The following is a 17,936-nucleotide window of genomic DNA, read 5'->3' as shown; positions in this document are numbered from 1 at the left end:
CCGTCTTGGCGCATTTGGAAGCACCTAAGTCAGCGACAACACCGAAGTTTTTCGACCGGGCGCTGCCGCGGTCTGCATAGGCGGTGACAGGCCCCGCGCCGGCGGAGCCTGTCTCTCAAAGCGCGTCGCCGTGGCTGCGGCTCGTCAGACGATGCCGCCCCCGGCGCCAGAGAGCGCAGGCCGTTCCGCCGCCACCTTGGCGCGGTATCCGGCGGCGCGATAGGCGGCGATCGGATCGATCGCGCAGCCGGCCTCCAGCCGCGCCATGGCGAGGATCGGCTCCACGTCTGTGCGAAAGCCCTGCTTGAGCGTCGTCGTCGCCATCAGCGCGTCGTTGTCCTCCTGAAAGCCTTTCAGGGCCGTCCGATCCACCAACAAGGCCTGCGCATAGGCCCGCTGAACCTCCATCGCAGAGGTCATCAGGCTTTCGATCGGGTCGGTGACGTTGTGGCTCTGATCGAGCATGTGCATCGGGTCGAAGTCGGGCCGCTCGGCACTTTCGACCAACTCGTTGAACACCAGAAACAGGCGATAAGGATCGATGCTGCCGGTATCGAGATCGTCGTCGCCGTATTTGCTGTCGTTGAAATGGAAACCGCCGAGTTTGCCGAATTGGGTCAGGCGGGCGACGATCATCTCGATATTGACGTTCGGGGCGTGGTGGCCAAGATCGACGAGGCATTTGGCCTTGTCGCCCAACTGTTGCGCGATCAAAAGGTTGGTGCCCCAATCCTGCACGACAGTCGAATAGAAGGCCGGCTCGTACATCTTGTGCTCGGTCAGCAGGGTCCAATCGGCGGGCAGGGCGCCATAGACCTCTCTGGCCGCATCCAGATAGCGTTCGAACTGGCGGGTGAAATTGGTCTGGCCGGGAAAATTCGACCCGTCTCCGACCCAGATCGTCAGGGCTTTGCTGCCGATCTGCTCCCCCAACTCGATACAGGCGATGTTGTGGTCGACAGCCTGCTGGCGGGTCGCGGCATCGACATGCGAAAGCGAGCCGAACTTGTAGCTGTGGGCCTGATCGGGTTGATCCTGAAAGGTGTTGGAATTCATCGCATCGAAGCGCAATCCAACCTCTTCGGCCTTGGCGATCAGATCGGCGGCGGGCTGAGCGTCCCACGGGATGTGCAGCGACACCGAAGGGGTCGCATTGGTCAGCTGCTGGATGACACCGCAATCGTCGAGCTTGTCGAAGATGTCGCGCGGCTCTCCCGGTCCGGGAAAACGGGCAAAGCGCGTGCCGCCGGTGCCGACGCCCCAGCTCGGGACGGCGACGCCATAGGTGGCGACCTTGGCTTTCACGGCGTCGATGTCGATGCCGCGGCGCTCCAGATGGCCGCCAAGCGCGTCATAGTCGGCGGCCAGTTGCGCTCTTGCCGCATCGTTGCTTTGTTCGACTGCATCTTTGTTGATCATGTGAACGGTCCTTACCGGGTGAATGCCTGGACGTTGCCTGCGTCCACGTTGATGATGTTTCCCGTCGATTTGGCCGACAGATCAGAGGCAAGGAAATAGGCCGCCTCCGCGATATCCTCTGGAAAGACGGATCGCTTGAGCATCGAACGGTCGCGATACATCGCTTCGAGCCCGTCCTTGTCGGTGCCGTAGGTTCCGGCGCGCTGGTCCAGCCATTCGCCTTGCCAGATCTTCGATCCCTTGAGCACCGCATCCGGATTGACGACATTCACCCGCACCCCCATCGGGGCCCCCTCCAGCGCCAGACACCGAGCAAGGTGGATTTCAGACGCCTTCGCGGTGCAATAGGCCGACGCGTTCGGCGAGGCCGCCAGCCCGTTCTTGGACGCGACAAAGACCACCGAACCCCCGATGTCCTGCACCTTGAACAGCTTGAACGCCTCGCGGCTGACGAGGAAATAGCCGGTGGACAGGATCGACATGTTCTTGTTCCACAGGGCGAGCGTCGTCTCTTCGATCGGGGCAGAGCTCGCGATCCCGGCGTTCGAGACGAGAATATCGACGCCGCCGAACTCTGCGGCGATGTCCGCATAGGCGGCGATCACGGCGTCCTCGTCGGTGACGTTCATGTTCACGGTGCGAACCACATCCGGCGAGAAACGTTGCGCCAGATTGTCCGCCGTCTCGGCCAAGGCCGCGTCGTCGATGTCGGCGAGCATGACGCAAGCACCCTCGCGCAGATAGCGTTCGGCCGTCGCCGACCCGATGCCGCCCGCGCCGCCCGTGACCAGCGCGACGCGTCCGGCCAACGCTTTCGGGGCCGGCATCCGCTGCAGCTTGGCCTCTTCCAAGAGCCAGTATTCGATATCGAACGCCTCTTGCTCGGGCAGGCCCTGATACTCGGACACCGCATCGGCGCCGCGCATCACGTTGATGGCGTTCACATAGAACTCCGCCGAGATTCGCGCCGTGGCCTTGTCCTTGGCAAAAGTGATCATGCCCACACCGGGCACCAGATAGACCACCGCGTTGGGATCGCGCAGGCCGGGGCTGTTGTCGTGCTTGCAGCGCTCGTAATAAGCTTTGTAGCCTTCGCGATAGGCGGCCACCTCGTCGGCCAGACCGGCCAGCGTGGCCTCCACATCCGGCTTTGCCGGGTCAAAGCTGACCACGAGCGGGCGAATTTTCGTGCGCAGGAAATGGTCCGGGCAAGAGGTGCCCAGGGCGGCGAGACGCTCCATATCCTTGGCATTGACGAATTCGAGCACCGCGTCGCTGTCTTCGAAATGGCCGACCATATGCTGTTCGCCGGATACCATGCCGCGAATGGCGGGCATCAGGCGGGCGGCCGTCGCGCGGCGTGCCTCGGCGGGCAGGCTGGTATGGATCGCGCCGCCAAAGGCCGCTTTGGAGGCGGTCTCGACGGCGAACCAGTCCATCGCCTTCTGGATGACCGCGAGGGTCAGATCGTAGCACTCCCGCGCGTCGTCGGCCCATGTAAACAGGCCGTGGCTTTCCAGCACGACGCCCTTGGCGTCAGGGTTCTTTGCGCAGAAATCCGAAAGCCACAGCCCCAATTCATAGCCGGGGCGCTTCCATGGCAGCCAACCGATCTCGTCGCCAAAGATGGTCTGGGTCAGCGCCTTGCTGTCCTTGGCCGCGGCAATCGCGATGATCGCGTCCGGGTGCATATGGTCGACGTGCTTGACCGGCACATAGGCGTGCAGCGGGGTGTCGATGCTGGCCGCGCGCGGATTGAGGTTGAAGGTGCAGTGGGGCAGGAAGCCCACCATCTCATCTTCGAACTCCGGCCCGCGATAGACGCCGCGCAAGGCGTTCAGCTTGTCCATGTAGAGCGTCGCGAAACCGTCCATCTTGATCGAGCCGACATCCCCGCCAGAGCCCTTGACCCAGAGCACCTCGACCGTGTCACCGGTGAGCGGATCGGTTTCCATCACCTTGGCCGATGTGTTGCCGCCGCCGTAATTCGTGATTCTCTTGTCCGACCCCAGAAGGTTGGACCGGTACAGCAGCTTCTCGGACTCGCTCATCGAGGCGGCGCGGGCATCGTCCCATTTGTTTTCAAGGCGTTGCGTGGCGGGGGCTGTGGTCATTGGAGACTCCATGAACGACGGAACAGGGCGGTTTTCTTTCGCGTAAGCTGACCTCGGCTCCCGGTTCTGTCAATCACTTTCAGTCAAAAACAATCATGCTGCGGTGCAGAATGATTGAAGCTGACAAATAATGATTGACAGGTCGCATCGACTCGCCGCAGGTTGCCTGCAAGAAAAGGGGAGCCAAAGATGCATGAGAAAGACCGCCACCGCGTTATCCTGTCCGCCGTTCAGGACCGGTCGCTCGTGACTGTGGTCGATCTCTGCACGCTTACCGGCGCCTCCGAGGCCACGGTGCGCCGCGACATCAATACGCTCGACGGCCAAAAGCGTCTGCGCCGGGTGCGCGGCGGAGCCGAGGCGCTGACGACAAAGCCTTTCGCCGGCCTCGCCGGGCGTCCCTTCAGCGTCAACGCGACGATGAACATCGCCGAAAAGCGGGCGATTGCCGCCGCCGCCGTCGAGCTTTGCGAGGATGGCGAGCCGATCATCATCAACGGCGGGACGACGACCTTCCAGATGGTGCACCCTTTGGCGTCGCGGCGTTTGCAGGTCTTTACGAATTCCTTCCCGATCGCCGAGCATCTGCTCAAGAACACGACGAACACGGTCATGCTCTCCGGCGGGATCATCTACCGCGAGCAGAACATCATCTTGTCGCCCTTCGACAACGACGTGACGCGCAACTTCTATGCCCGCCGGATGTTCATGGGCGCTCAGGGCATCGGCCCACTGGGCCTGATGGAGCAGGATCCGCTGCTGATCCAGGCCGAACAAAAGCTGATCGGGCAGGCGGACGAACTGATCGTTCTGGTCGACAGCACCAAATTCCAGAACCGGTCCAGCCTCGTGCTCTGCGCGCTGGATCGGATCGACACCATTATCACCGACGACGGGATAGATGATCGCACCGCGAACATGCTCGACGCCGCTGATGTCACGCTGATCGTCGTCCCATCGGGGGCTGCGCAGAAAGAAGGCGAGGCCTCATAGCCAGCCTGATCACACCACTCGTTAGGGAGGAAACCATGAGTGTATTCAAGAAACTGATCGCCTCGGCCGCAGTGGCCAGCGCGATGTTCGCAGGGCCGGCAATGGCGCAGGACAACGTGCGTATCGCGCTCGTCGTCAAGGCGCTGGGCATCGGCTTTTTCGAAGCCGCCGCCGAGGGGGCCGAAGAGGCTGCCGCAGAGCTGGGCAACGTCGAGATCATCTATACCGGCCCGACCGACACCACCGCCGAGGGGCAGATCGAGGTGATCAACTCGCTCATCGCGCAAAACGTTGACGCGATTGCCGTGTCGTCCAACGACACCGATGCTCTGGTGCCGGCACTCCAGCGCGCGATGCAGCGCGGCATCACCGTGATCAGCTGGGATTCCGGCGTCGCTCCGGAAGGCCGGCAGCTGCACCTGAACCCGTCGTCCAACTCGCTGATCGGCAACATGATCATCAAGCTGGCCGCCGACCATCTGCCCGATGGCGGTCAGGTCGCGCTCTTGTCCGCGACGACGACCTCCACCAACCAGAACATCTGGATGGAGGAAATGAACAAGGTCATGGGCAACTATCCCGGGATCGAGGTCGTGGCGACCGTCTATGGCGATGACCTCGCCGACAAATCCTATCGCGAAGCCACCGGCCTGATGCAGTCCTACCCGGATCTCGACGCGATCATCGCGCCGACATCGGTCGGGATCGTCGCTGCCGCTCAGGCCGTGGTCGATGCCGGCAAAGTGGGTCAGGTCAACGTGACCGGCCTTGGTCTGCCGTCCGAAATGGCCGGCGCTATCGAATCCGGCGCGTCCCAGTCCTTTGCGATCTGGAACCCGATCGATCTGGGCTACTCCGCGACGATGCTGGCCTACGAGCTGAGCCAGAACGGTGTCGAAGCCGCCCCGGGTGCGGAAATCCCGATGGGCCGCATGGGCGTCCTGACGCTCGACGACAACAACGAAGGCGCGATGGCCGACCCGTTCGTCTATGACGCCAGCAACATCGAACAGTTCAAGTCGATCTTCTAAGATCGGAACGATCGAAGGTCCGGCGCGGCACGTCTCGCGCCGGACCCCAACTGCCCTCACCCTCATTCCGAAAGTTCTCGACATGACACAGCGTCCCGCGCTCGCAAATGTGCCCGTCGTATCACTGGACGAGATCACCAAGACCTTTCCCGGTGTCAAAGCGTTGGATCAGGTCAAGCTCGACCTCTATCCGGGGCAAGTCACTGCGCTGGTCGGCGAGAACGGGGCCGGGAAATCCACGACAGTCAAGATCCTGACGGGCATCTATCAGCCAAATGGCGGGACGATCCGGATCAACGGCGAACCCGTCACGCTCAACACGCCGGACGATGCCTCCGCGGCGGGCATCACCGCGATCCACCAGGAAACCGTGTTGTTCGACGAGCTGTCCGTCGCCGAGAATATCTACATCGGTCACGCCCCGCGCACCCGCTGGGGCCTCATCGACCGGGCCGAAATGCACCGCGCCGCCCGGCTCTTGCTCGACGAGATCGGCGCGCCGCTCTCGACGAGCGCGCAACTGCGCGATCTGGGTATCGCCAGCAAGCACCTCGTGGCGATCGCCCGCGCACTTTCCGTGGATGCCCGCGTGGTGATCATGGACGAGCCGACCGCCGCGCTGTCTCACAAAGAGATCGAAGAACTCTACGAGCTTGTCGAAAAGCTGAAATCGCAAGGCAAGGCCATCCTCTTCATCAGCCACAAGTTCGATGAGATCTTCCGGATCGCGGATCGCTACACCGTCTTTCGCGACGGGGCCTTCGTCGGCGACGGGCGGATTGCCGATATCGACGAGGACGGGCTGGTCAAGATGATGGTGGGCCGCTCGGTCGACCATATCTTCCCCGAGCGGGATCCGGTCGTGGGCGAGGACGTCCTGCAGGTCGTCGGCTACGAACACCCCACCGAATTCGCGGACATCGGATTTACCCTCAAGCGCGGCGAGATTCTCGGCTTTTACGGCCTCGTCGGCGCCGGGCGGTCTGAATTCATGCAATCGCTGTTCGGGATTACCAAGCCGAGCAAGGGCGTGACCAAGATCAATGGCAAGATCCGGATCATCCGGTCGCCCGCCGATGCGGTCGGCAACGGCATCGTCTACGTGCCCGAGGATCGCGGCAAGCAGGGGGCGGTCATCGGCCTTCCGATCTTTCAGAACATCACCCTGCCGTCGCTGGGGCGGACGTCTCGATCGGGCTTTCTGCAACTGGCCGAGGAATTCAAGCTGGCGCGCCAATATGCCGAGCGGCTCGATCTGCGGGCGGCCTCTCTGGATCAGGACGTGGGCAACCTGTCGGGCGGCAACCAGCAAAAGGTCGTGATCGCCAAATGGCTGGCCACCCAACCGCAGGTGATCATCCTCGACGAGCCGACCAAGGGCATCGACATCGGCTCCAAGGCGGCGGTCCATGAATTCATGGTGGAGCTCGCCAGCCAGGGGCTTTCGGTCATCATGGTCAGCTCCGAGATCCCCGAGGTGATCGGCATGTCCGACCGGGTGATCGTGATGCGCGACGGCCGGATCGCCGCGGAAGTCTCAGGCGACGACCTCACCCCCGAAACCCTCGTGCGCCATGCCGCCGGCATCACCGCCGCACCCCAACCGCAAGAGGCGTAGCTCATGCCGTTCAAGCTCATCCCCATGCGCGAGACCATTCTGGCCGGTGCCATCGTGGTGCTTCTGGCGCTGATCGCCTCGCGCTTTCCGGGATTTGTCGCCCCGTCCAACCTCGCAAACGTGTTCAACGACACGGCCCCACTGATCATTCTCGCCCTCGGGCAGATGGTGGTGATCCTGACCCGCTGCATCGACCTGTCGGTCGCTGCCAATCTGGCGCTGTCCGGGATGGCCGTCGCGATGCTGAACGTCGCCATGCCGGGGCTGCCGATCCCGATCATCATCGCCATCGCGGTCATGCTCGGCGCGGCGATGGGGGCGATCAACGGCATCCTCGTGTGGAAACTGTCGATCCCGCCCATCGTGGTCACGCTGGGGACGATGACGATCTTTCGCGGCATCATCTTCCTGATCTCGGACGGCAAATGGGTCAATTCCCACGAGATGAGCGCCGCGTTCACCGGATTCTCCCGCACCGAGATCCTCGGGCTGCCGGTCCTGTCGTGGATCGCCATTGCGACCATCGCGGTCTTTGGCGTGATGATGTCGCGGACGCCTCTGGGCCGGTCCGTCTTTGCCGTCGGGGGCAATCCGCACGCGGCGGTCTATACGGGGATCAACGTGGGCAAGACGCAGTTTCTGGCCTTCGTGATCTCGGGCGCGCTTGCCGGGCTGACAGGCTATCTCTGGGTCGCCCGCTATGCCGTGGCCTATGTCGATATCGCCGGCGGGTTCGAACTCGAGGTCGTCGCGGCCTGCGTGATCGGGGGCATCTCGATCGCGGGCGGCGTGGGCTCCGTCGGAGGCGCGGTGCTCGGGGCGATCTTTCTGGGGGTCGTCAAGAACGCCCTGCCGGTGGTGAACATCTCGCCGTTCTGGCAACTGGCCATCTCCGGCAGCGCGATCCTGATCGCCGTGGCGTTCAACGCCAAGGGCGGTGGCAAGAAGGGCCGGATCATCCTTAAAACCGCAGAGGTGTCATCATGACCGATACCGCCAGCCAGCGTTACATTCCAAACCGGCTGCACAGCCGGGCCCATCGCACGATCCGCAGCTGGGAGGCGCTGCTGCTGGCCGTGGCGATTGCGATCTTCATCGTCAACAGCTTTGCCTCGCCGTATTTCCTGAATGCGTGGAACCTGAGCGACGCGACCTTCAATTTCACCGAAAAGGCGATGATCGCCTTTGCCATGGCAATGCTGATCATCGCGGGCGAGATCGACCTCTCGGTCGCCTCGATCATCGCCTTGGCCAGCACCGCCATGGGGCTTGCGCTGCAATACGGGGCAGGGACGCCGGAGCTGGTGGTCATCGGTCTGACGGTCGGTCTGCTCTGCGGGGCGTTCAACGCGGTCTTCGTGACCGTGCTCGGCCTGCCCTCGATCGTGGTGACCATCGGCACCATGAGCCTGTTTCGGGGGATCAGCTATATCATCCTCGGAGACGACGCGTTTCGCGGCTACCCGGCCAGTTTTTCATGGTTCGGGCAGGGCTACATCTACTGGGTCTTCACCGTCGAGATGCTGCTTTTTGTGATCATCGCCGTGGTTTACGGCGTGGTGCTGCACAAGACGAACTTCGGCCGCGCCGTCTATGCCATCGGCAACAATCCGACCGGGGCGCTGTTCAGCGGGATACGGGTGCAGCGGGTCAAGTTCATCCTGTTCCTGCTGACCGGCCTGATGTCGGGCGTGGCGGCGGTGTGCCTGACGTCTCGGCTTGGATCGACGCGGCCGAGCATCGCCACGGGGATGGAGCTGGAAGTGGTGACAATGGTGGTTCTCGGCGGGGTCAACATCCTCGGGGGATCGGGGTCCATTCCGGGGGTCGTCATCGCGGCCTTCGTGATGGGGCTCGTCACCTTCGGGCTGGGTCTTCTCAACGTGCCGGGGATCGTCATGTCGATCTTCATCGGCCTGCTTTTGATCGGGGTCATCGCGCTGCCCCGGCTCTGGACGATGGCGGTGAGACGGAGGAAGGCATGACCGAACGCTATGTCTTCCGGATGCGTCTGAACGACGGCATGGCCGACGAATACCGGCGTCGCCACGATGCCATCTGGCCCGAATTGGTCGAGCTTCTGCACGAGGCGGGCGTCAGCGACTATTCGATCCATCTGGACGAGGAAACCGGTTGCCTGATCGGGATCCTGTTGCGGCCGGCCGATCACGGCATGGACAGCTTGCCCGAGCATCCGGTCATGCAAAGATGGTGGGCGCATATGGCCGACATCATGCAGACGGCACCGGACAACGCGCCGATCGCCGTGCCGCTGACCAAGGTCTTTCACATGCCATGACAAAGCCGAGACACATCGCCGTCATCGACATCGGCAAGACCAATGCAAAGCTCGCGCTGGTCGATCTGGGCAGCTTGACCGAAGTGGTCGTCGTGACGCGGCCCAATACCGTGCTCGCAGGGCCGCCGTGGCCGCATTTCGACACCGAGGGGCACTGGGCATTCCTGCTGGAATCGCTTGGCCGGTTCCACCGCGATCACGGTGTCGATGCGATTTCGATCACCACCCACGGAGCCTGCGTCGCCTTGCTCGACGAGGCCGGCGCGCTTGCCGCGCCGATCCTCGATTACGAGCACGACGGCCCCGATGCCCTCGCCGACAGCTACGCCTCGCTTCGCCCGCCGTTCCGGCAAACCGGCTCGCCGAAGCTGCCGGGCGGGCTGAACGTGGGCGCGCAACTGCATTGGCAGTTCTCGGTGAACCCCGGTCTGAAATCCCGCACGGCCCATATCGTCACCTATCCGCAGTATTGGGGGCACCGCCTGACCGGCGTGATCGCCAGCGACGTGACCTCGATCGGGTGCCACACCGACCTCTGGTCGCCCTACGAAGGGCGGTTCTCGGAACTGCCCGAGCGGCTGAGCATCGCGGACAAGATCGCGCCGGTCAGAACCTCGGCAGAGATCATGGGGCCGATCCTGCCGGAAATCGCGGACGCCACCGGGCTGGCCCCCGGCACGCCTGTCTGCGTCGGCCTGCACGATTCGAACGCATCGCTCTATCCGCATCTGCGGACCCAGTCCGGTGCGTTCTCGGTGGTCTCGACGGGGACATGGGTCGTGGTCATGTCCATAGGCGGCGCGGAGGTGCCGCTCGATCCGGGCCGCGACACGCTGGTGAACGTGAATGCGCAGGGCAGGGCCGTGCCGTCGGCCCGGTTCATGGGCGGGCGCGAATACGAGACGATACAGGCGGGCAGCGCCGTCGCGCCCTCCGATCAGGATATCGCCGACGTGCTGGCGAGGTCGCTGATGATCGCGCCGGCTGTCGATCCGCTGACCGGCCCCTTCCAGGGCCAGACCATGCGCTGGATCGGCCCGGAACCCGCTGTCGGATCGGGCCGTCGCGCCGCGGCGCTATCCTTCTATCTTGCCATGATGACTGAGACCTGTCTGACCCTGACAGGGGCCGAAGGGCCGGTGATCGTCGAAGGGCCGTTCGCCCGAAACGCCCAATATACCGCGATGTTGACGGCCGCGACCGGGCGCCCCGTATTGGTCAGTGCGGCCGCGACGGGGACGAGTATCGGCGCCGCGCTGCTCTTTGCCGATACTACGTCCTTGGCGGAGCCCAGCCCCGTCGCCGAGCCAGAGACACTTTCCGCCATGCAAGCCTATGCGGCGCGGTGGCGACTGGAGGCGGAAGCGGGGCGCAAGGACACGCCCGGGCGCTGACGAGAGTGCGCACGTCTGCCTGAGTGATCCGGGAGAGAGGAGACGCCACGTAGGTGGCCATGTAGATCAGCGCGGGACGCATGCTCCAGCGACAGGGATTCGCTCCGCTCACTGCGCAAGAGACGTGCCGGATCGGGGAACGGTGCATGGGCTGGATCACGCGACTTGTCTCCTCGGCGCTTTCAATCTGCCGGGGCATCCGCGATTGTGAGGTATCTTCACACGACGAGGCGATATGTCGGCTGCGCTCCTTTTCACCATTCTCAATGTGCTCGGCACGTTCGTCTTCGGGCTGAGCGGGGCCATGGTCGCGATCCGGCGCAGGTTCGACCTGTTCGGCATCCTCGTGCTCGCCGTGGCGACCGGCGTCGCCGGAGGCATCGTCCGCGATCTGTTGCTGGGGGCGGCACCGCCCGAGGCATTGCGCAGCACCTGGCCGCTGGCAGTCGCCAGCCTCGCCGGGCTTTGCGCCTTCCTGTTCACCAAACAGATCGAACGGCTCAATCGGCCGGTGATGCTTCTGGATGCAATCGGGCTGGGGGTCTTTGCCGTGGCAGGCTGCCGCAAGGCGCTGATTTATGGGATCGAGCCTCCCGGCGCGGTTCTGCTCGGGGTGATCTCCGCGATCGGCGGCGGCGTGCTGCGCGACATCATGGCCGCCGAGGTGCCTCGGGTACTGCACGAAGACGTCTACGCCCTCGCCGCCTTCGCCGGCGCGGTCGCCTATGCCGTCTGCCTCTGGTTTGCCGTGCCAGAGACTACGGCCGCCGCCGGGGCGGTGCTGCTGGCGGTGGGGCTGCGACTCGCCAGCGTGCGCTTTGGTTGGACCTTGCCGCGTCCGCCCGGACCGGATTGAAGAGCGCTCGCCGGTTTTGAACGACCGGGCCGCTCGGTCGCTCTACACGCCCCTCCGCCGCGCATTCGCCGGATGAGCCTGTTTTGTGCTATGCTGCGGGAATGTCGGACGACAAGACCGACAGGTCGGGCCGCGACAAGCGGCGATGACGGGGGGAGTCCACGATGACGATCTACGACCTCGGGCGCTATACGCGGCCGGTGACGGCATCCTCGGCCACGGCGCAGCAAGCCTTCGACACAGGATTGCTCTGGCTCTACGGCTACAATCACGAGGCCGCGGCCAAGGCTTTCCAAGAGGCGGCCGCCGAAGACCCCGGCTGCGGCGCGGCGCTCTGGGGCTTTGCCTACGCCATCGGGCCAAACTACAACAAACCGTGGGAGTTCTTTGACGCCGAAGAGCGGACATCCTCGCTGATGCAGGCGCACAAGGCCATCGAGGATGCTAAGGCGCTCCGCAGCAAGCTCACCACGGTCGAGAACGATCTGATCGACGCGCTGGCGGACAGGTATCCGACCGATCCCGAGATCGACGATTTCGGCCCGTGGAACGATGCGTTTTCCGACGCCATGCGGCAGGTCTATGCGCGGCATCCCGACGATCTCGACGTGACCACGATCTTTGCCGAGGCGCTGATGAACCGGACGCCGTGGCAGCTTTGGGATCTCAAAGCCGGCGGGCCGATGGAAGGCGCCTCGACGCTAGAGGCGCAAGCCGCGCTCGAACGGGCCTTCGACGCCGATCCCGCGGCATGGGATCACCCCGGCCTGCTGCACATGTATATCCACCTGATGGAAATGTCGCCCACGCCCGAAAAGGCGCTGCGACACGGCGACAGGCTGACCGATCTGGTGCCCGACAGCGGGCATCTGATCCACATGGCGACGCATATCGACCTGCTCTGCGGCGACTACCACAACGTCGTCGTCCGCAACCGGCGGGCCGCCGAGATAGATCGCAAATATGAAGACGCCGAGGGGGCGCAGAACTTCTACACCGTCTACCGGGTTCACAATGTCCACTTCGAGGCCTACGGCGCGATGTTCCTCGGACAGCCCGACGTGGCGCTGGCGGCGGCAAACCGGTTGAACGAAATGCTTCCCGACGAGGTCGTCCGCTTCATGCCGGAACTGTTCGAAAGCTTCGCCGGCAAGAAGATTCACGTCATGGTGCGGTTCGGAATGTGGGAGGATATCCTCAACGAACCCTTCCCCGAGGATCCGGCACTCTACCGTTACACAACGGCGGCGATGTTTCAGGCCCGCGCCATAGCCCACGCCAATCTGGGGCGGCACAAGGAGGCCGCACAGGAACGGGCGCTGGCCGTCGCGGCACGCGAAGCGATCCCCGAAGACTGGATGGTCTTCAACAACACCGCCGAAGATGTGCTGCGGGTCGGAGAGGCGATGATGGACGGCGAAATTGCCTTCAAATCCGGGCGGATCGCAGAAGGGCTGGACCATCTGAGGGCTTCGGTCGAGCGGGACGACAACCTGCTCTACGACGAGCCGTGGGGCTGGATGCAGCCCGCCCGGCACGCGCTGGGCGCGCTCTTGATGGAAGCGCAGAAGTATGACGAGGCCGAGGCCGTCTACCGGGCCGATCTGGGGCTGGATGGCACGCTGTCGCGGCCCTGCCAGCACCCGCGCAACGTCTGGAGCCTGCATGGCCTCCACGAATGCCTCGTCCGGCGCGGCGCCCACACCGAAGCGCGGCATCTGAAACAGCCGTTGGATCAGGCGACGGCGCGGGCCACCGTCCCGATCCTGGCCTCCTGCAATTGCCGGAGCAAATCCCGCGTCGCATAGCGAGACGGGACGTCGCCGCCAAACGGCCGGGGCCGGGCCTCGTCACGATCCGGTCAGGCGACCTTCGCTTCGACCCGCATGTCGGACAGGATATCCGCCGCGATCTGAAAGGACCGGACGCGGGCCGCGTGGTCGTGGATCATCGCCGTGACAATCAGCTCGTCCGGCTGGTAGGTGTCGATCAACGCAGCAAGGCGGGCGCGGACGGTCGCGGGCGAACCGTTGGCCGAACACGACAGCGCGTGCCGGACCTGCGCCAAGACCGGCTCCGGCACCTCGGCGGCGATGTTGTCCGTCGGATAGGGCAGCTTGCCCGGCTTGCCTGTCCTCAGCCGCGCAAACGCAAGCATCTGCGAGGTCAGCAGATAGCTGGCCTCCTCATCCGTCGGGGCGGCGGTCACGCCCGCGGCCATCATCACATAGGGCTGCGAGAGGGATTTGGACGGCTGGAAAGAGGCGCGATAGATCGAAATTGCTTGTTCGAGCATGTCGGGCGCAAAATGCGAGGCAAAGGCGTAGGGCAGGCCGAGATGGGCGGCCAGTTGGGCGCCATAGAGACTCGATCCGAGGATCCAGACCGGAACCTGCGTGCCGGTTCCGGGGATCGCCTGCACGCGTGCGCCGTCTCTCGCCGCGTCGAAATAGGTGATCAGCTCCTGAACATCCTGCGGAAAGGTGTCGTCCGGGGCCATGTGGCGGCGCAGGGCGCGGGCCGTCGCCATATCGGTGCCGGGCGCACGCCCCAGCCCAAGGTCGATGCGGTCGGGGAACAGCGTGGCCAGCGTTCCGAACTGCTCGGCCACGACCAGCGGGGCGTGATTGGGCAGCATGATGCCGCCCGCGCCCACGCGGATGGTCTTGGTGGCCGCGGCGACATGGCCAATGACCACGGCGGTCGCAGCGCTGGCGATGCCGGGCATGTTGTGATGCTCGGCCAGCCAAAAGCGATGATACCCGGCACGCTCGGCGGCCTGCGCCAAATCGGCGGTATTGGCGAGCGCGTCTGCGGCGCTTTTGCCTTCGGGGATCGGTGACAGATCGAGCAGAGAGAAATGTTGCATACGGCGGCTCCTTCGACTGTCATCTAGGCATTCGGGCCGCCGTCGCCAAGGTGGGTCGTGGCCCGCAGCGGGGCTGAACCGGGCAGGGTGCCTTGAGACCCGATCGACAGCAGAGCGAGATCGAATATCGCGCGGACAGGCGGTGGGCGCTCTCGCGGCCGCGGGCCGGGCGCCCGACGGCACAGGCGGGCACCGTCCCCCGACTGTGGTCCAGATCACCGTGCCAACGGCCGGCCCTCAGAGCCGGTGCCGGGATCGGCGGCCCCCGACGGGCGGGTTAAAAGGCGACCTGATCGCCGCCCTTGAGGGACAGCATGTCGCGCGCTTCGTCCGGCGTGGCGATTTGCATGCCCATGCTTTCGATCATGTCTCTCGCGATACGGACCTGCTCGGCATTCGATTTGGCCAGACGACCGGGACCGGCCCAAAGCGAATCCTCCAGCCCGACCCGGACATTGCCGCCAAGCGCGATGGACTGCGCCGCGATGCGCATCTGGCTCGCCCCCGCGCCCAGAACCGACCACTGATACTTGTCCTCGAACAACCGATCGGCAGTGCGACGCATGTGCATCACGTCCTCGGGGTGGGTGCCGATCCCACCGAGCAGCCCGAAGACCGATTGGATGAACAGCGGAGCCTTCACGAGGCCTCGGTCGTAAAAGTGTTTGAGGTTGTAGAGGTGCGAGATGTCGTAGCACTCGAACTCAAAGCGGGTCTTGTTCTCGGCGCAGGTCTTGAGGATATACTCGATATCCTTGAACGAATTGCGGAAAACGAGATCGCGCGAATTGGCGAGGTGATCGCGCTCCCACTCGAACTTGAAGTCCTCGTATTTGTCCAGCAGGTGGAACAGGCCAAAGTTGAACGACCCCATGTTAAGCGAGGCGACCTCCGGCTTGAATTGCGACGCGGGCAGGACACGTTCTTCGACCTTCATGAAAGGGCTGCCGCCCGAGGTCAGGTTGAGAACCGCGTTCGTGCCCTGCTTGATGCGCGGCAGGAAACGGGCAAACCCTTCGGGCGTCTGGTCCGGGCGACCGTCTTCGGGATCGCGGGCGTGAAGATGCAGGATCGCGGCACCGGCCTCGGACGCCGCCAGCGCCTCGGTGACGATCTCGTCCGGCGTGATCGGAAGGTGCGGCGACATCGACGGCGTATGGATCGCCCCGGTGACCGCACAGGTGATGATGACTTTTCGAGACTTGGCCATTGGTCTTCCTCCCCTGCCGCGGGCGGGTTGTCGGCGCCGGCCGACACCGTCCTCCGCGACTGACCGAATAGTCGACAAGGGGGGAGGGCCTGTCAATGCAGGCCGGGCAGCCACCTCCCGGCCGACCCCTCAGCGCGCCCGCACCAGTCCGGCACCTTCGGCCATCGCCGCCAGCTTGGCATAGGCGATCTCGGGATCGACGGCGCCGTATCCGGCGAAGGTGCCGAACCCGCAATCCGAGCCGGCGATCACACGGTCCGCACCGACGATATCCACGAACCGCTCGATGCGCTGTGCGACCAGCTCGGGATGTTCGACGAAGTTGGTCGTGGTGTCGACGACGCCGGGGATCAGAACCTTGTCGTCGGGAATGTCGCGGGCCCTGTCGCGGAACACGGTCCACTCGTGGCCGTGCCGGGGGTTCGACGTCTCGAACAGGACATAGCGGGCGCGGGCGGCCATCAATGTGTCGAACATCTTGGCCATCGGGATGTCGCAGACATGCGGCCCCTCGTAGTTACCCCAACAGATATGGACCCGGACACGCTCGGGCGGAATATCGGCCAGCGCATGATTGAGCGCCTCGATATGGGTCCGGGCGACGGTCACGAACTCGGCGTCGGTCAGGTCCGGAAACATCATATGACGCGACACCGCCAGATCGGGGCAATCCAGCTGCAGATCAAGGCCGGAGGCGACGATCGTCTCGTATTCCTCCTTCATGGCATCGGCCAAAGCGGCCAGATAGGCCTCGCGGGTCTTGTAGTAGTCGTTCTGCAAGAACAGCGAGATCACACCGGGGCTCGCCGCATTCATGAAGCCGCGCTCCACCCCATGTTCGGCCATCGCCGCCCGTAGATTGGCGATGTCCTTTTTCAGTTCTTCCTGGCCGCGCGAACGGACTTCGCCGATGCATTTGGGATGGGCATAGCGGGGGTTGCGGTCGTCCTTCGACAGACGGGACATATAGCCGGGAAACAACTTGAGGTCGGCCGGAGTGTTGCGAACGCCGTCGCCGCCAAAGCCGGTGTAGCGGTCCTTGACATAGGTGGCATAGCTGATCTTCGAGGTTTCACCGTCCGATACGATATCCACGCCGGCGGCGACCTGCCGCCGCACTGTCTCGGACACGGCGCTTGCCATCGCGGCATCGAAGGCGGCCGGATCATACGGGGTGCCGCGCTCGCGGGCAAAGATGAAGTCGACGACCTCCTGACTGCGGGGCAGAGAGCCTACGTGCGTCGTCCGTATCGTGGTCATGGCGGTTCCTTTGATGGGCTGTCGCCGGGCAGGGCGTCCGGTGAGCTTGAGCACGCGCCTTGCGAGGCGGCCATGCTCGCTATGGCGGTGAGCGATGGGGCGCTGCGGTCAATCCGCCGTCCAGCCGCCGTCGACGAGGTGGGCGCTCCCGGTCACGAGGGCCGACGCGTCCGACGCGAGATAGGCCACGGCCCCCATGATATCCTCGATCTCGCCGACACGGCCGAGCTTGATCATGCCCTCGATCCAGGCCCTGCGTTCGGGGATCGCCAGGGTCTGCTCCGCCAACGGGGTGCGGATAAAGGTGGGGCCGAGGGTATTGACCCTGATCTGATGCGGGCCCCACTCGATCGCCATGCTCTTGACCATGCCTTCCAGCGCATGTTTCGACGCGCAATAGACCGCGCGATCGATGCCGCCCACATGGCCCATCTGGCTGCTGATATGAATGATCGAGCCCTTGGTGCCAGCGGCGATCATCGCCTTGGCGGTGATTGCCGACAGGAAATACGCGCCGCGCACGTTCACGCCCATGACCATGTCGTAATCGGCGGTCGTGGTCTCCACGGCGGGCGAATGGCGGGCCAACCCGGCAGAGTTCACGACCACGTCGAACACCTGCCCGCCGAGCGCCGCCTCCATCGCCGGCACGTCCGCGATGTCGAGGACCATGGCCTCGGCGCTAAATCCCGCCGCGGTCATCTCGGCCACCACCTCGGCCAGACGCTCCGCACCGCGGGCGGCACAGACGACATGCGCGCCCTGCTCCGCCAAGGCGACCGCACAGCCAAGGCCGATACCCGACGACGCACCCGCTACAAGCGCGCGCCTGCCGTCCAACCGAAAAGAAGGCGTTCTGGGTAAGGTCACTGT

The 17,936-nt window shown here is 64.3% G+C and carries 15 protein-coding genes; 9 read left to right on the top strand and 6 right to left on the bottom strand.

The annotated features are described in order from the left end of the window. Positions 1–144: 144 nt before the first annotated feature. Both rhaI and LOM8899_RS02085 read right to left on the bottom strand, forming a co-directional pair. Positions 145–1,419 (bottom strand): L-rhamnose catabolism isomerase, encoded by a 1,275-nt coding sequence (gene rhaI / locus LOM8899_RS02090; protein WP_093990494.1) that lies wholly within the window; start codon positions 1,417–1,419, stop codon positions 145–147. A gap of 11 nt (positions 1,420–1,430) precedes the next feature. Next, positions 1,431–3,533: a bifunctional rhamnulose-1-phosphate aldolase/short-chain dehydrogenase gene (locus LOM8899_RS02085; protein WP_093990493.1), complete on the bottom strand. Its 2,103-nt coding sequence runs from the start codon at positions 3,531–3,533 to the stop codon at positions 1,431–1,433. A gap of 189 nt (positions 3,534–3,722) precedes the next feature. Here LOM8899_RS02085 and LOM8899_RS02080 point away from each other — a divergent pair, with 189 nt between their 5' ends. The 9 genes from LOM8899_RS02080 (at position 3,723) to LOM8899_RS02040 (ending at position 13,532) form a co-directional block, all read left to right on the top strand. Further along, positions 3,723–4,526 carry a DeoR/GlpR family DNA-binding transcription regulator gene (locus LOM8899_RS02080; protein ID WP_093990492.1) on the top strand — a complete coding sequence of 268 codons (804 nt, stop codon included), beginning with the start codon at positions 3,723–3,725 and terminating at the stop codon, positions 4,524–4,526. Between the two features lie 35 nt (positions 4,527–4,561). Then, a complete protein-coding gene (rhaS, locus tag LOM8899_RS02075; protein ID WP_093990491.1) occupies positions 4,562–5,557 on the top strand; it encodes a rhamnose ABC transporter substrate-binding protein in 996 nt (331 codons plus the stop codon). A gap of 82 nt (positions 5,558–5,639) precedes the next feature. Continuing rightward, positions 5,640–7,175 (top strand): sugar ABC transporter ATP-binding protein, encoded by a 1,536-nt coding sequence (locus tag LOM8899_RS02070; RefSeq protein WP_093990490.1) that lies wholly within the window; start codon positions 5,640–5,642, stop codon positions 7,173–7,175. A 3-nt stretch (positions 7,176–7,178) separates the two neighbouring features. Continuing rightward, positions 7,179–8,162 carry an ABC transporter permease gene (locus LOM8899_RS02065; protein ID WP_093990489.1) on the top strand — a complete coding sequence of 328 codons (984 nt, stop codon included), beginning with the start codon at positions 7,179–7,181 and terminating at the stop codon, positions 8,160–8,162. Further along, entirely contained in the window at positions 8,159–9,160 is a 1,002-nt protein-coding gene (locus LOM8899_RS02060) for an ABC transporter permease (RefSeq protein WP_093990488.1), read from the top strand. The genes LOM8899_RS02065 and LOM8899_RS02060 overlap by 4 nt, the downstream gene beginning before the upstream one ends. Continuing rightward, entirely contained in the window at positions 9,157–9,474 is a 318-nt protein-coding gene (locus LOM8899_RS02055; RefSeq protein WP_093990487.1) for an L-rhamnose mutarotase, read from the top strand. Before LOM8899_RS02060 ends, LOM8899_RS02055 begins: the two co-directional genes overlap by 4 nt. Next, positions 9,471–10,868, top strand: a complete 1,398-nt coding sequence (locus tag LOM8899_RS02050) for an FGGY-family carbohydrate kinase (RefSeq protein WP_093990486.1) — start codon at positions 9,471–9,473, stop codon at positions 10,866–10,868. The genes LOM8899_RS02055 and LOM8899_RS02050 overlap by 4 nt, the downstream gene beginning before the upstream one ends. A 235-nt stretch (positions 10,869–11,103) precedes the next feature. Next, positions 11,104–11,724, top strand: coding sequence for a trimeric intracellular cation channel family protein (locus LOM8899_RS02045; protein WP_093990485.1), 621 nt, complete (start codon positions 11,104–11,106; stop codon positions 11,722–11,724). Between the two features lie 164 nt (positions 11,725–11,888). Then, positions 11,889–13,532 carry a tetratricopeptide repeat protein gene (locus tag LOM8899_RS02040; protein WP_093990484.1) on the top strand — a complete coding sequence of 548 codons (1,644 nt, stop codon included), beginning with the start codon at positions 11,889–11,891 and terminating at the stop codon, positions 13,530–13,532. Positions 13,533–13,585: 53 nt separating this feature from the next. Here the strand turns inward: LOM8899_RS02040 and LOM8899_RS02035 are convergent, their stop codons facing one another. The 4 genes from LOM8899_RS02035 to LOM8899_RS02020 all read right to left on the bottom strand — a co-directional run bounded on the left by LOM8899_RS02035 (position 13,586) and on the right by LOM8899_RS02020 (position 17,933). Beyond that, positions 13,586–14,593, bottom strand: coding sequence for an LLM class flavin-dependent oxidoreductase (locus LOM8899_RS02035; protein WP_093990483.1), 1,008 nt, complete (start codon positions 14,591–14,593; stop codon positions 13,586–13,588). A gap of 277 nt (positions 14,594–14,870) precedes the next feature. Continuing rightward, positions 14,871–15,803 (bottom strand): 3,5-dioxohexanoate:acetyl-CoA acetone transferase, encoded by a 933-nt coding sequence (gene kce, locus LOM8899_RS02030; protein ID WP_093990482.1) that lies wholly within the window; start codon positions 15,801–15,803, stop codon positions 14,871–14,873. A gap of 129 nt (positions 15,804–15,932) precedes the next feature. Next, positions 15,933–17,063: a cobalamin-independent methionine synthase II family protein gene (locus LOM8899_RS02025; RefSeq protein WP_093990481.1), complete on the bottom strand. Its 1,131-nt coding sequence runs from the start codon at positions 17,061–17,063 to the stop codon at positions 15,933–15,935. Between the two features lie 108 nt (positions 17,064–17,171). Beyond that, positions 17,172–17,933, bottom strand: a complete 762-nt coding sequence (locus LOM8899_RS02020) for an SDR family NAD(P)-dependent oxidoreductase (RefSeq protein WP_093991368.1) — start codon at positions 17,931–17,933, stop codon at positions 17,172–17,174. Positions 17,934–17,936 lie beyond the last annotated feature (3 nt).

The sequence above is a fragment of the Flavimaricola marinus genome (assembly GCF_900184895.1).
Classification (GTDB): domain Bacteria; phylum Pseudomonadota; class Alphaproteobacteria; order Rhodobacterales; family Rhodobacteraceae; genus Flavimaricola; species Flavimaricola marinus.
The sequence above is the reverse complement of the archived record's forward strand: the minus strand, read 5'-3'. Positions and strand labels throughout refer to the sequence as shown.